This window comes from Marseilla massiliensis, assembly GCF_016899855.1.
In the GTDB taxonomy this organism is placed as follows: Bacteria; Bacteroidota; Bacteroidia; order Bacteroidales; family Bacteroidaceae; genus Prevotella.
In genome coordinates this window covers 13,954-28,325 of the sequence record NZ_JACJJG010000033.1, presented here as the reverse complement: position 1 = coordinate 28,325, position 14,372 = coordinate 13,954, and the positions used below count along the sequence as shown (strand labels likewise).

At 39.5% G+C, this 14,372-nt stretch carries 11 protein-coding genes; 2 read left to right on the top strand and 9 right to left on the bottom strand.

Going from position 1 to position 14,372, the window contains the following annotated elements:
• Window positions 1–853 (top strand): nucleotidyl transferase AbiEii/AbiGii toxin family protein (locus H6A34_RS07560; protein ID WP_205104591.1); only part of this gene is annotated, 853 nt, incomplete at its 5' end.
• A 36-nt stretch (window positions 854–889) separates the two neighbouring features.
• On the top strand, window positions 890–2,650 hold the full coding sequence (locus tag H6A34_RS07555) for a hypothetical protein (RefSeq protein ID WP_205104589.1): 1,761 nt from the start codon (window positions 890–892) through the stop codon (window positions 2,648–2,650).
• A 204-nt stretch (window positions 2,651–2,854) separates the two neighbouring features.
• Here the strand turns inward: H6A34_RS07555 and mnmE are convergent, their stop codons facing one another.
• The 9 genes from mnmE to H6A34_RS07510 form a co-directional block, all read right to left on the bottom strand.
• Window positions 2,855–4,258: a tRNA uridine-5-carboxymethylaminomethyl(34) synthesis GTPase MnmE gene (gene mnmE, locus H6A34_RS07550; RefSeq protein WP_205104587.1), complete on the bottom strand. Its 1,404-nt coding sequence runs from the start codon at window positions 4,256–4,258 to the stop codon at window positions 2,855–2,857.
• 61 nt (window positions 4,259–4,319) lie between these two features.
• Window positions 4,320–4,751: a hypothetical protein gene (locus tag H6A34_RS07545; protein WP_205104585.1), complete on the bottom strand. Its 432-nt coding sequence runs from the start codon at window positions 4,749–4,751 to the stop codon at window positions 4,320–4,322.
• A gap of 217 nt (window positions 4,752–4,968) precedes the next feature.
• The gene (galK, locus tag H6A34_RS07540) at window positions 4,969–6,129 is read right to left on the bottom strand and encodes a galactokinase (RefSeq protein ID WP_205104583.1); all 1,161 of its coding nucleotides are present in this window, start codon (window positions 6,127–6,129) and stop codon (window positions 4,969–4,971) included.
• 27 nt (window positions 6,130–6,156) lie between these two features.
• Window positions 6,157–7,248 carry a galactose-1-epimerase gene (locus H6A34_RS07535; protein ID WP_205104595.1) on the bottom strand — a complete coding sequence of 364 codons (1,092 nt, stop codon included), beginning with the start codon at window positions 7,246–7,248 and terminating at the stop codon, window positions 6,157–6,159.
• 102 nt (window positions 7,249–7,350) lie between these two features.
• Complete coding sequence (locus H6A34_RS07530) at window positions 7,351–8,637, bottom strand: bifunctional folylpolyglutamate synthase/dihydrofolate synthase (protein ID WP_205104581.1); 1,287 nt, start codon at window positions 8,635–8,637, stop codon at window positions 7,351–7,353.
• 16 nt (window positions 8,638–8,653) lie between these two features.
• Window positions 8,654–9,829 (bottom strand): molecular chaperone DnaJ, encoded by a 1,176-nt coding sequence (gene dnaJ / locus H6A34_RS07525; protein WP_205104580.1) that lies wholly within the window; start codon window positions 9,827–9,829, stop codon window positions 8,654–8,656.
• An 83-nt stretch (window positions 9,830–9,912) separates the two neighbouring features.
• Complete coding sequence (locus H6A34_RS07520) at window positions 9,913–10,539, bottom strand: nucleotide exchange factor GrpE (protein ID WP_021947379.1); 627 nt, start codon at window positions 10,537–10,539, stop codon at window positions 9,913–9,915.
• 61 nt (window positions 10,540–10,600) lie between these two features.
• Complete coding sequence (locus H6A34_RS07515) at window positions 10,601–12,214, bottom strand: ABC-F family ATP-binding cassette domain-containing protein (RefSeq protein WP_205104578.1); 1,614 nt, start codon at window positions 12,212–12,214, stop codon at window positions 10,601–10,603.
• Window positions 12,215–12,623: 409 nt separating this feature from the next.
• Window positions 12,624–14,282, bottom strand: a complete 1,659-nt coding sequence (locus tag H6A34_RS07510; RefSeq protein ID WP_205104576.1) for an MFS transporter — start codon at window positions 14,280–14,282, stop codon at window positions 12,624–12,626.
• Window positions 14,283–14,372 lie beyond the last annotated feature (90 nt).

Here is a 14,372-nt window from a genome sequence, read left to right as displayed (position 1 = left end):
TCCGATTGTGATGGAAGAGGATGTGTTTGCCATACATGGTGGTACTGCCATCAATCTGTTCTTGAAGGATTTGCCTCGTTATTCTGTAGATATTGATTTGACCTATATTCCATTGGCTGACCGTCAGACAAGTTTGGACGACATCAATATGCATCTGAAAGCCATCGCTGAAAAGGCAAAGAAAGCATTCAAAGGAATGCATATTGTTCCCAATTTCAATACTTGCAAACTTTTGTGCGAGTATCGAGGCAAACAGGTGAAGATTGAGGTCAATCAAACCAAGAGAGGAATAGTAGGCGGTGCTGTCCAAACTATACCATTGAGTGAGAAGGCTCAGGAAGAGTTTTCTCTCTTTTGTGAGGCAAATGTTGTACCCCTAACTCTATTGTATGGTGGCAAGATCGCAGCAGCGTTATCACGTCAGCATCCTCGTGATCTGTTTGATGTGAAGTATATGGATATTCCATTGAGTGAATGCCGAGAGGGACTCATCTTCTGTTTGCTTGGCAGCGATAGACCCATCCATGAGTCTTTTGCTCCACGCCTGATTGACCAGCGAGAAGCAATGGAAAACCAATTTGCAGGTATGACGGATATTCCTTTTACATACGAGGAGTTTGAAGAAACTCGTGCAAAACTCATTAATGATGTAAAGTCGTTGATGACAGAAGCGGATAAGAAGTTCCTTATCAGTTTCGAATTTGGTCAGCCAGAGTGGGATGGATACGAATTTGAATACTTCAAAGAATATCCATCAGTACAATGGAAGTTGCTTAATTTAAAGAAACTCGCCAAGCAGAATCCGCAGAAGTTGCAGGAGGAGGCAGAGAAACTGATTTTTGTATTAAACTAAAGATTAACAATGGTATTAATAACAATCTTATAATGTATGGTTAATAATGTTCCTATATATTCTAGCTCTGGTATTGGACAAATTGTCGGATATCGTGATTTGTTCCATGAACGGATGATGCCAAACATTCGAAAGTGCGTTAGTACTCTTGAACGTGAAAACTTGATGCACTTAGTTAGTAATATGGCAGAGAAACTTGTTAACAGACCATTCTATAATCCTAATTATGGGCATGGAAGAGAGAATATAGATGCGCTGAGATTCTTTTTTAGCAAAGACAATGCCAAGTATATTAATGAAGTTTTATTGCGTTTTAACAAGCTTGTCAATCGTGCAAAAAAACAGCCCCATTCTTATTTGGCCGCATCGGAAGACTCTTTGCTATATTTGATGAGGGATATTTTTGCTACTACATATAAGGTAAATAATTATAATAAAATCAAAATTGAAAAGAATTTTTTCAAATCTCTTTATGCTGCAAACCAAATTACATGTGAACGTGGTGGAGGTGTATCTCCTTATACGTTAGAAGATAATCCAGAACTATTCTATGCTGCTACAATGTTAAGACAGTTCTCGTCTAATAACTACCATGATAATCATATGTTATTGGTAACACAGACTATTAAGTGTATTCGGTTCTTTGAATTTGCCGCTAAACATACTGAATTTAGTAAGATGGTTCCTCTATTTTGTCAAAAATATGGGCTTGATAATAAATGGTGGTGTTACCCCAAGGCAATATGGGAGTTGGAATGCATTTTTAATTCGCATATAGGTGAAATTGATTTTGCTAAATGTAAGATGCCTGATGATAATATAACATACAGGGTTGCAATCGAATCGTCTTTGGATGTAAATGACTTTGTTTCCAAGAAAGAAAACCGTGATTTTACAAAATTTCGTTCGCGTCCTTTGATTCGCATGGATGAAACTCGTTTTTTTCTGTTCAATCATAATTTATGGATTGAGCACATATATAATAGCCTTTATTTTGATTTTCGTGAAATTGCAGAGAAAGAATTTGGATTTAAAGGTCAAGATTTCAACAGACTATACACTACTGATTTTTCCGAAGGATGCCTTTTTACTCAGACTTTGAAAGGTATTTTTCTTTCTCAGTCAAATGTTAATCTATGTGAGAACGAATGTATAGAGATTGATAAATCTAAAGATGCAAAAAATTGTGGAGCTCCAGATTTTTATGCACGGTATGATAATTTTGTATTTCTTTTTGAAAATAAAGATATAAAACTAAAAGATTATACGAAAGAATGTGGTAAACTTAAAGATTATCTTGATTTCCTATACTTGAATTTAGTTCGTAGTGATAAAGGGAAACCGAAAGGAGTCGGACAACTACTTAAGAATGTTCAAAGAATAAGAACGGGAGAGTTTCAAAAACGATGGGATCCAAATTGTCCTAAAGATGCAATTGTATATCCTATACTCGTTTTAGCAGATGTGAAACAAACAATGAATGGTGTTAAAAATCTCCTTCAAAATTGGCAGGTAGATGAATATTCACATTTTTCTATTGATGGTTCAAATATTATGCCTGTAGTTCTTACTGATATTGCTACGTTGTGTCTATTTGCTAAGACTTTCTCAAATAGGAATTTTAAGTCATATCTTGATGACTACTACAAGAAGTCCTCTATAGATTATTTTATTAAAAGCAATGAACTAACAGATTTATTTAATGGTTTAGCTTCCTTTCCTGAATACATGAAAACTCAACATAATGAAGGTATTGTTGATTTTTCCAAACATTGGGAGGAATATATACGAAAATAATTCTTTTTGTCCCTCGAAGAATAAAGTGTTACTTCGGGGGACAGATGGGGGACAAAATAGAGGATAATCTGCAAATATCGAAGTTAAAAGTCAAAAATCTGCAAAAATGGATGAATTTTTTAATGCTTGAAATTATGTGATTTACGAGCTGTATTTGCAGATAGTATGCTTTTCTTTGCATAAAATCACTTTCCCACGCAGAATCTACTTCCCGATACAAAAATGTTTAAATATGTTATGCAGTATTTCACCTGTTGTTACTTCGCCAAGAATGTCGTTTAGATGAAAAAGGCATTCTCGTAGGTCTTGTGCGATAAGGTCTCCAGTGAGTGACGTAGTAAGTCCATATTCTACACGGTTTATTGCATTTAGGGCTTTGGTCAATGCTTCGTAATGTCGGACATTAGTTATTATAATATCATTGTTACTTGTTTCAAGAATACAACTTAGTTCGCAAAGCATATTGCGCAGCTGTTCTATGTTTGTTCCGCTTTTTGCTGAAATTGTAATCGTGTGCCAATGTATATTTGATGATATTTTAATGATTTCTGGGATTTTTATATTTGATTCTGGTACAATGTCACATTTATTCATTGCTAATATAACCTGTTTGTTAATCAGGTGTTGATGTATTTTTTCATAAAAATCAAGGAAGTTGTCTTTTCGTTGTAAGTCATACATCAATATTACTATTTCGGCTTTATTCAATGCTTTGAAACTTCGTTCTATACCCATTGCTTCTATTGTATCGTGAGTTTCCCGTATGCCGGCAGTATCGATAAACCTGAAAGTTGTCCCGTTAATATTTATTGTGTCTTCTATGACATCACGAGTTGTGCCGTCAATGTCACTTACGATAGCACGATCATCTCCAGACAGTGTGTTTAACAGTGTCGATTTTCCTGCATTTGTTTCTCCTATTATAGCGACAGGTATGCCATTCTTTATTGCATTACCAAGTGAAAATGAATTAATCAGTTTAGATATAACCGTGCTGATTTGCAAAGACGTTTCTTTTAATTCTTTTCGGTCTGCAAATTCTAAGTCTTCGTGGTCACTAAAGTCAAGTTCAAGTTCTATTAATGACGTTAAATGTAATAGTTTGTCTCGTAGAGTTTTTAGTTCATGACTGAAATTGCCACGCATTTGATTCATTGCAATACGATGTGTTGCTTTCGATGATGAAGCAATAAGGTCGGCTACTGCTTCTGCTTGGCTTAAATCCATTTTTCCATTTAAAAATGCACGTTGCGTGAATTCGCCAGGATTTGCTGCACGGCAACCATTGTCAATGAGCATTTGCATTATTTGTTTCAGTATATACTCTGAGCCATGGCATGATATTTCAGTACAGTTTTCCCCCGTGTATGAATGTGGAGCACGGAATAGGCTGACAAGGACTTCGTCGATAATCTCTCCGTCCTTGTTTGTTATGTGGCCATATGATATTGTATAAGCCTTGCGTTCAGATAATAGTTTATGTGTTTTATCGGCAGGAATGAAAATCTTGTCGGTATTTATTATTGCATTGGGGCCTGATACTCTTATTATTCCAAGGGCTCCGCCACGTCCTGTGGCAATAGCGCATATCGTTTCTTCTTTGTTCATCAAATGCCTTTTTTATGAAAACTATTTTGAAAATACCATCAGGGATTTCAATAGAAATATGTTATTTTATAATTTTTATTCTGATTTTACAATTATGTTTCCCTTGTAAAATTGAATGACATAGTATAATTTCAAATTTATGCTGTTCCCAAAGATGGCTCATCGTATAAAGTACACTTTGTCGCGAGCATTCACATAGTAGAGGAGTGGAAATATATCCTTCATTACGTAATCCACAAGTGCATTCCTGGAAGTATAGATTATAAATATGTCTTTTTTCTATTGTTTCACTTTTTACTCCTTGCAATTCATTTGTTTTGTTGAAAAAAATATCGATATCCCCATTTGATTCTTCATAAAGCGTTCTGAAAATATGGAATACGCCATTTTTAACACAATTTTTACCGCATTCGTAAAAGAAGTGTTCTCTTTCTTTTGGCGATAATTGGGCTATTCCTTTTTCAAAACCTTTAAACCATTTTTTTAGGTCCATAAGTTGTTTCTTGTAATAATAGTGCAAAAGTACTGATTATATGCGAGAATCGTGAGAGTTATATATTCAAATTTTTGGTTTTATATTTTATAAATATAACGAGCTGTATCTTGTCATTATTGGATAGATACAGCTCGTTATTAATAAATTCAATTTAATCGTATATGATCAAATGTTGTCTTGGTCAATTAAAATGAATATATGAAAATGCTTTCAATCAGCATATTTTGCGTGCTCCATCGCTAATCACGATGTCATAAACTTTTGGTTGTTTGCCGAATTTTTCTTTGTATGCTGATGTTGCATCATTGATGAACTTGTCATACAATTCTTCTTTTACCAAGTTTATTGTACATCCGCCGAAGCCGCCACCCATAATTCTGCTGCCAGTAACTCCGTTTTTGCGCGCCATATCAACAAGGAAGTCAAGTTCCTCACATGAAACTTCGTAATCTTTGCTTAAGCCGTCATGTGTTTCATACATTTTTTGACCTACAGTTCCATAGTCGCCCTTATTCAATGCATCGCACACAGCGAGAACCCTGTCTTTTTCACCTAATACATAAGTGGCCCTCTTCATATCTTCTTCACTGATGTCGGCTTTTACAGAATTGAGCATGTCCCAATCTATATCACGCAGGGTTTCTATATCCCTGTCAGTGTATTTCTTCCTTAATGTTTCAACAACATTCTCGCAACTCTTGCGACGGTCGTTGTATGCAGACGAAGCTAATTCATGTTTTACAACAGAGTCAATAAGAACCAATCTGTATCCTTTTGGCTCAAAAGGATAATATTCGAACTCGCGGCTTCTGCAATCAAGTCTCATTAATTTTCCTTCTTTACCGAAAATGCTGGCGAACTGGTCCATAATGCCACAATTTACTCCACAATAATTGTGTTCCGTTGCCTGACCAGCCAAAACCATGTCCCATTTTGACACTTTATTGTCACCGAACAAGTCGTTGAGTGCGTATGCAAAGCAACTTTCCATTGCAGCTGATGATGACATTCCTGCTCCTAAAGGTACATCTCCGGCAAAAGCGATGTTGAATCCTTTAACATCAACACCTAATTTTTTCATTTCTTGAATTATGCCGTATATGTATCTTGCCCAACTTGCCCGAGGGCCTTGAGGATCATCAATTTTAAACTCAACCCGATCCTTCAAGTCGATAGCATAAGCCATTACCGTGTTGCTACCGTTGGGACGTATTTCACACATAATCCCTTTATCTATTGCGCCCGGGAAAACGAAACCACCATTATAATCTGTGTGTTCGCCTATAAGGTTTATACGCCCTGGGGCAGCGTAGATGTTACCGGTTTGTCCGTCGAAATGCTTTATAAAGCGGCTTCTTACAAAATCTATTTCCATAATTGTTTAGAATATTAGTTTAATGATTTATTTTTCAATACTGAATTTATATATTGTTTTCTGTTTATATTGTTCACCAGGTCTCAATATTACGGACGGGAAATATGGTCGGTTAGGAGAGTCAGGGAAGTGTTGTGCTTCAAAACATACAGCGCTTCTACGTGGGAAAGTTGCCCCATGTTGTCCCTTGTATCCGTCTGCCCAATTATCCGTATAGAACTGAACGCCAGGTTCTGTTGTATAAACTTCCATAACACGGCCACTTACAGGTTCCTTTACACGTGCAGCGAAGCCAAGTTCACCTTCTTCTTTTTTATTCAGAACGAAACAATGATCATATCCTGCGCCGTTCTTTATTTGTTCATTGTCTGCGTTAATGTCTTGCCCTATTGTTTTCGGTGTACGGAAGTCAAAAGGTGTGTCTTTGACTAATCTGATTTCACCTGTTGGGATTGACGTTTCATCAATTGGTAAATAAAAGTCAGCATTGATCTCGCATATGAGGTTATCAATTGTTGGCGTTGGGTTTGCTATTCCTGCCAAGCTGAAATAACCATGACTTGTTAAGTTTATTACCGTTTTTTTGTTTGTGGTCGCCATGTATTCGATAATTAACTCATTATCGTCATTAAAAATATATGCGACCGTTACTTTCACTTCTCCTGTGTATCCCTCTTCACCATAAGATGAAACGTAGTTGAGTATCAGTGTTTCATCATTCATCATTAATGCGTCCCACACTTTTGTGTTAAATCCTGATTTACCTCCATGGAGGGAGTTTGGACCGTTGTTAATGGCCAGCTGGTATTTTTTTCCGTTTAACTGAAATTCTCCTTTACATATTCTGTTTCCATATCTGCCTATCAATGTAGAGAGGTAGGGCTCAGGGCTGTTGATGACGTCTTGGATATTATCGTGTCCTTGTATGACGTTAGCGTAATCACCGTTCTTGTCGGGAACCATTATTGCGACGATAGCGCCTCCATAATTGGTTATAGCTACTTCATTACCCCATTTGTTTTTGAGAATATATAAATCTGTTTTCTTTCCGTTTATCGTGGTTTGAAAATCCTCTCTTTTCAAGCCACACAGACAATGTGTTTCATTTGTGCTCATAATATTAACTTTTTAAGTTAGAAAACATACATGCAAAGTAACTTAAAAAAGTTGAGAAACACAAATGAAACATATGAAATTATTTCGTTTTATTGTTAAAAACGATTAAACACAGTCATTTAGAAAATCCGCAACAATATAACTGCTTCCTCCTACAAAAATAAAGTCGTCTTTATCTGCGTCATTAATAGCTTGCTGGTAAGCATTTTTGACGTTTGGAAACGATTTTGATTTCAAATGATGGGCATCACCTATCTGTTTAATTTCATTTTCGTTGATAGCCCTCTTGTTGTCTGCCTTGGTAAAATAGTATATTGCATTAGATGGAAGAAGGCTAATGACGGTAGAAACGTCTTTGTCGTCAACCATGCCAAATACAATCCGCATCTGTTTGCATTTTTGCATATTTAATTGTTTGCTCAGATATTTCCATCCGCCAACGTTGTGTCCCGTGTCACAAATCACAGTCGGGTGTTCTTTGATTTTTTGCCATCTTCCATGTAGTCCGGTCATTTCTGTGACATGGGCAAATCCTGTTTTTATATCTTCTTTTTTTATGTTTATTCCTGATTCAATCAGCTCTTTTGTTGAGCACAGAATAGTGTTGGTATTCATCTTTTGGTATAGTCCGCCAAGTTCTCCGTATAGCGCCCCGAACGTGTGTGTGTTGTACGAGATACCGCCTTCTGTCAATGATTTGGCATTGATAATCTCATTTTCGCTTTCTGCGAATATTAATTTCGCATTTTGCTCAATAGATTTAGATATGAATACAGGTTTCGTCTCTTCAGTCGTTTCTCCGATAACTACAGGTATGCCGTTTTTTATTATGCCAGCTTTTTCGTAAGCTATCTTTGCTAATGTGTCGCCTAAAAATTGTGTGTGGTCGAAACTGATGTTTGTGATGACCGACAGTATAGGTGTGATGATGTTGGTGCAGTCAAGCCTTCCGCCTAAACCAACTTCTATTACGGCTATGTCTACTTTACATTCTTCAAAGTATTTAAATGCTATAGCTGTTGTCAGTTCGAAAAAGCTTGGATGTAACGGTTCAAAAAAATGACGCTCATTTTGTACGAAACCGATTACATATTCTTTACTTATACATTGTCCATTTATCCTTATGCGTTCCCTGAAATCCTTTATGTGAGGCGATGTATATAGTCCGACTTTATATCCGGCAGCTTGCAAGATGGCGGCAATTGTATGTGAGCAAGAGCCTTTACCATTGGTGCCCGCAATATGTATTGTTTTATATTTTTTGTGGGGATGACCGAAATGTTCGTCTAAAATGAGCGTGTTTTCCAATCCCTCTTTATAAGCAACAGCGCCCACTTTTTGGAACATAGGGACGCTGTTGTATAGATATTTAATTGTTTCTTCGTATGTCATGAATAATTACTATCAATTAGTTGAAGTAATTTTTGAATTTCTGGAAAATGGTACGCTTGGTTGCCGTGTCGCCTTTGAAGTTGTCGCTGTTGCGCATACTTTCCAACATGTCGCGTTCTTGATTTGTCAATGTTTTTGGCACATAAACGCTGATGTTTACGACCATATCGCCAGTTCCTCTACCATATCCATGTACGGCGGGCAGTCCCTTTCCCCTTAGGCGTAGGGCTTTGCCTGGTTGTGTGCCGGGCTCAATTTTTATTCTGACCTTACCTCCGTCGATAGTCGGTATTTCAACGCTTCCTCCAAGCGTGGCAGTGGGGAAATCAAGTAATAGGTTGTATATTATATCGTTGTCGTCACGGACAAATGTATCATTAGGCTCTTCTTCTATGTAAACCTGTATATTGCCAGGCACACCATTGTGTCTGCCAGCGTTGCCTTTGCCTGGTACGTTCACAATCATGCCTTCTGATACGCCTGCCGGAATGTTGATTTCAACGACTTCTTCTCCTTTTACTACACCGCTGCCACCGCATGCATGGCATTTGTTCTTGATGACGGTGCCTTCACCTCCACACGTGGGGCAAACGCTTTGTGTCTGCATCATACCGAACATACTTTGTGTCGTGTGGGTTACCATTCCGCAACCATGGCATGTAGGACACGTTTCTTTAGCACTGTTGCCTTCGGCGCCGGTTCCATGACAGTGGCTACATGTCACGTCTTTTTTTACTTTAAATTTCTTGGTAACTCCAGTGGATATCTCTTGTAGAGTAAGCCTTACTTTCAGGCGAAGGTCTGAACCACGGTGCTGGGCCGGGCGGCGTTGGCCACCACTGCTGAATCCACTGCCGCCAAATCCGCCGAATCCACCCCGACCACCGAATATATCTCCAAACATGGAGAATATGTCATCCATGCTGAAGCCACCGGCGCTGCTAAAGCCTCCGAAGCCGCCTTCACCACCTGGACCGTTGAATCCAAACTGGTCATATTGTTTTCTCTTTTGAGGGTCATGCAGTACGTCGTAGGCTTCGGCTGCTTCCTTAAATTTTTCCTCAGCCTCTTTATTGCCAGGATTCCTGTCCGGATGATATTTGATGGCGATTTTCCTGTAAGCCTTTTTTATTTCGTCTTCGGTTGCGTCTTTACTTACGCCAAGAACCTCATAATAGTCTCTTTTTGCCATAACTCTGAGAATTAAATTGCCAATGTGAACAATGAAAATATATGCGTTTTAGGATACAATGTATAAATTATCCTCCATTATTCTCATTGTCCGACAGCCACTTTTGCGTGTCTTATAACTTTGTCGTTAAGAGTATAACCCGTCTGGACACAGTCGAGCACTTTTCCTTTTTTGTCATCTCCCATGCCTGGCACCATAGCTACGGCTTCGTGAAAATTAGTATCGAAGTCGGCATTATCTGTTTCAATCTTTTTTACGCCAAGACTTTCCATTATTTTATTGGTCTTTTGGTAAATTAGTTGCATGCCTTCACGAAGAACGTTAACGTCGTCTGTCTTTTCGGCGTTTGCTATGGCACGTTCCATGTCGTCGATAATTGGCAATATTGCCTGAACGGCTTTTTCCGAACCGTTAAGGATAAGTTCCGCTTTTTCTTTCAGCGTACGTTTACGGTAATTGTCGAACTCCGCTACAGAGCGCAGGTATTTGTCTTTCAGCTGTGCTATTTCCTCCTGCGCGGCCGTCAGCTCGTCCTTTTCGCCAGAGGTCTCGTTGCTTGCTTCTTCCTCTTCAACGCCTTCTGCTGTATTTGTGCAAGTCTCTTCCGTTTCAGGTTTTGGGGTTTCGTTTGCCTGTTCTGTTTCTCTGGTAGCCTCCATTGCTTCGGCTTCTTGTTTTGCCTCTTTTATGTTATCTTTTTCCTCTTTCATGATGATATGTATTTTTATAATGACACAGCAAAAATCTTGCCATTATATGTCTGTGTGACATTTATTCATACATTTTTGCACGTTGTTCTTTTAGTTGTTCGTCATATATGTAGTCATCGTACTGCATTAACTTGTCAATCGTACCCTTCGGGGTCAGTTCTATTATGCGGTCGGCAACAGTCTGTATAAACTCATGGTCATGGCTACTGAACAGAATGTTTCCCTTGAAGTTTATTAAGTTGTTATTGAATGCCTGTATACTTTCAAGGTCAAGGTGGTTTGTCGGAGTGTCTAATATAAGGCAGTTGGCGTTCTTGAGCTGCATTCTGGCTATCATGCATCTCATCTTTTCTCCACCGCTTAATACGTTGACCTTCTTTAGTACCTCTTCGCCGCTGAATAGCATGCGGCCTAAGTAACCTTTCATGGCAACTTCATTTCCCGTGCCGAACTGGCTCAACCATTCAACAAGGTTTAATTCGCTTTGGAAGAATTCTGTATTGTCAAGAGGCAGGTATGCAGTGGTTATGGTAACTCCCCATTTATATGTTCCGGCGTCGGCTGTACGGTTGCCATTGATTATTTCAAACAAGGCAGTCATAGCCTTGGGGTTATGGCTGAGGAATACTATTTTCTGACCTTTTTCCACGTTGAAGCTGACATTGTCGAACAAGACCGTTCCGTCGGAATCAAGAGCCTTGAGTCCCTCAACTTCAAGAATCTGGTTACCTGGTTCACGTTCCATTTGGAAGATGATTCCCGGGTACTTACGTGAAGACGGGCGGATTTCATCTACAGTCAGTTTTGCAAGCATTTTTTTACGGCTTGTCGTTTGTTTACTTTTTGCCACGTTGGCTGAGAAACGGCGTATGAACTCTTCAAGTTCCTTGCGCTTTTCTTCCGCCTTTTGTCGCTGGTTTTGTGCCTGGCGCAGAGCCAGCTGAGAACTTTCGTACCAGAACGAGTAGTTGCCGGCAAATACTGTTACCTTGCCGAAGTCAATATCTACTGTTTGGGTGCTTACGGCGTCAAGGAAGTGTCGGTCGTGGCTTACTACAAGTACCGTTTGCTCTACATTGCTCAGATATTCCTCCAGCCATTGTACCGTGTCAAGGTCAAGGTCGTTGGTCGGCTCGTCAAGCAGCAGGTTGTCAGGATTGCCAAAGAGGGCTTTTGCCAGCATTACGCGTACTTTTTCATTGTTTGAAAGTTCGCTCATCTGCTTTTGGTGCAGCTCTTCCTTTACGCCAAGGTTTGACAGCATTTGGGCTGCATCGCTTTCGGCATTCCAGCCGCCCATCTCGGCGAATTTCTCCTCAAGTTCAGCAACGAGGTTGCCATCCTCCTCGCTGAAATCAGATTTCATGTATATCGCCTCGCGTTCCTTCATGTTTTGCCATAGCGGCTGGTGCCCCATAAGCACAGTATCGAGTACGGAGTATTCGTCATATTTAAAGTGATCTTGGTCCAACACAGAGAGTCTTTCTCCTGGTCCCAGTTCTACACTTCCTTTGTTGGGTTCAAGTTCGCCGCTGATGGCTTTTAATAATGTGGATTTTCCGGCACCGTTGGCTCCGATCACCCCATAAATATTACCGTTAGTGAACTTGATGTTTACATCTTTGTAAAGGACTCTCTTTCCGAATTGGATTGCAAGATTTGTGACAGTTATCATCTTTTTAGCTTACCTTATGATGTTATGAATTTCGCGGTGCAAAATTACAATATTTTATCCGTATTGCCAAATATAAAAACTATATGACTGTAAATAACGAGTATTAATCGTTTTTTCAGGGTTATATGGCTGGCTGATTGCTATCTTGAATATTGCATATTTTCAATATGCCGTATATTGTGTTTTAATACATGGTCTTTTGGAAGCTGAAAGATGGTTCTTCGCATGGCAAAAGACGGTCAATTCCTTTTAGAATTATTATTATCTGAAATATGGCTTTATTGCCCAGTCTGAATTATTAGCAATAAAGAGAAACATCCCTGTTTATTAAAAAAGTGGACAAAATTAATTTTTAAATAATTTTGTCCACTTGCTTGTAAGATAAGTCTATCTCGATATAAATTTATGGTTATTCCTTGATGTTCGGTTCTTCAAGTCCGTAACCTTTCTTTTTGTCTACAACTTTGAGGACAAATCCGAGGATAAGTGCTGCCACACCAAGGCAGGCGAGCATTACCAAAGGTACAGTATAGTCGTAAGATACGGCCGCCTCTTGCGGTGTTATTACACCGTTCTGTAGATCTGAGACAAGTTGCGGATTTGTCTTGTCGAGCACTTTACCGATTAGCAGTGGGAATAGCCATAGGCCGATGTTCTGTATCCAAAAGATAAGGGCGTAGGCGCTACCGATGATTTTTGCGTCAACAAGCTTAGGTACGCTTGGCCACAAAGACGCTGGTACGAGTGAGAAACTGGCTCCGAGTACGAGGATTGTTATGTAGGCTACAATTACTCCGCCTATCGCGTTGCCTTTGAACAAGGGTAGGATGAACGCGAAAGTAAGATGGCAGGCTATGAGCAACAGCGAGCCTATCACGAGCATAGAGGCGGCTTTGCCCTTATGGTCGACATAGTTGCCTAAGATAGGGGTGATGCCAACGGCGAGTAGCGGGAATACGGCAAATACAGTCTCAGCGCTCTGGCGCATGTATCCCATATAGCAGAACACCACAAGGGCTACTACGGCAACAATCTGCATAAGCGATTTTGTACTTTTTTTCTTAGAGAAGTTGCTGGCAAAAGCAGCCGCAGCGACAATGAGCATAATTATATATTGGATTACGGTAACAGTGTTGCCTGCCCAAAACGAATCTGTCGGTACCTCTGTGAAAGTAAGGTTACATTGCAGCATGTTTACGGCATACTTCTGGAACGGGAAGATAGCTGAGTAATACAGTACACACAGAAGAGCAACAAGCCAGAATCCGCTACTGCGTAGGATGTTACCGATGTCGCTTACCTTGAACGGATCGTCTTTCTCCTCGGCTTCGCCTGTCTGTGCATCAAGTTTCTTATCCATGAAGAAATAGACGATGAACATGATTAGCGCAATCATAAGGAGGACTACACCAAATGCTACAGAGCGTGAAACGTCGATGTCGCCGCCGAGCTTCGCGAATACCGGCGAGAAGATCATACACGTAGCAACACCTAGGCGAGCAAGTGCCATTTCTGAACCCATGGCAAGTGCCATTTCGTGTCCCTTAAACCATTTTACAATTCCTCGTGATACGGTTATGCCTGCCATTTCAACGCCGCAACCGAAAATCATGAAGCCAACGGCTGCAAACTTGGCAGATGCAGGCATGCCGAGATAGAATGGTGAGATACCTAATTCGTCGAATCCAGGTATGTAGTTTAAATTCTCGGTAAACCATGTTTCAAGACTGCTGCCTTGGAATGCTTCTGTTACCGCGTACCAGTTGATTGTCGCTCCGACAAGCATTACAACACCTGAGAGTACGGCTGTGAAGCGTACGCCCATTTTGTCAAGGATTATTCCGGCAAAAATCAGGAAGAATACAAATACGTTAAGGAATGTTTCCGAACCTTGCATTGTACCGAATGCCGTTGAATCCCAACCACGTGTAGACTGCATTAAGTCTTTGATAGGCGAGAGGATGTCCATGAATATGTATGAACAGAACATCGCAAACGCAAGGAAAAACAATACCAGCCATCTTGTTGCGGCGGAATCTCTGAGTGTTTTTTGAATTTTATCAGTCATGTTATTATGTATTATTGTTGTTTTTCTAAGATTATGTAGATTTTTTTATAATTAAGAGCTAAGAAAATGTCTTTCTTAACTCTTAATCAA

What these genes read in the sequence shown, in the direction of transcription:
- H6A34_RS07555 (WP_205104589.1), top strand. Translation starts at nt 890, where the DNA reads ATGGTTAATAATGTTCCTATATATTCTAGCTCTGGTATTGGACAAATT.
- mnmE (WP_205104587.1), bottom strand. Translation starts at nt 4,258, where the DNA reads ATGAACAAAGAAGAAACGATATGCGCTATTGCCACAGGACGTGGCGGA.
- H6A34_RS07545 (WP_205104585.1), bottom strand. Translation starts at nt 4,751, where the DNA reads ATGGACCTAAAAAAATGGTTTAAAGGTTTTGAAAAAGGAATAGCCCAA.
- galK (WP_205104583.1), bottom strand. Translation starts at nt 6,129, where the DNA reads ATGGAAATAGATTTTGTAAGAAGCCGCTTTATAAAGCATTTCGACGGA.
- H6A34_RS07530 (WP_205104581.1), bottom strand. Translation starts at nt 8,637, where the DNA reads ATGACATACGAAGAAACAATTAAATATCTATACAACAGCGTCCCTATG.
- dnaJ (WP_205104580.1), bottom strand. Translation starts at nt 9,829, where the DNA reads ATGGCAAAAAGAGACTATTATGAGGTTCTTGGCGTAAGTAAAGACGCA.
- H6A34_RS07520 (WP_021947379.1), bottom strand. Translation starts at nt 10,539, where the DNA reads ATGAAAGAGGAAAAAGATAACATAAAAGAGGCAAAACAAGAAGCCGAA.
- H6A34_RS07515 (WP_205104578.1), bottom strand. Translation starts at nt 12,214, where the DNA reads ATGATAACTGTCACAAATCTTGCAATCCAATTCGGAAAGAGAGTCCTT.
- H6A34_RS07510 (WP_205104576.1), bottom strand. Translation starts at nt 14,282, where the DNA reads ATGACTGATAAAATTCAAAAAACACTCAGAGATTCCGCCGCAACAAGA.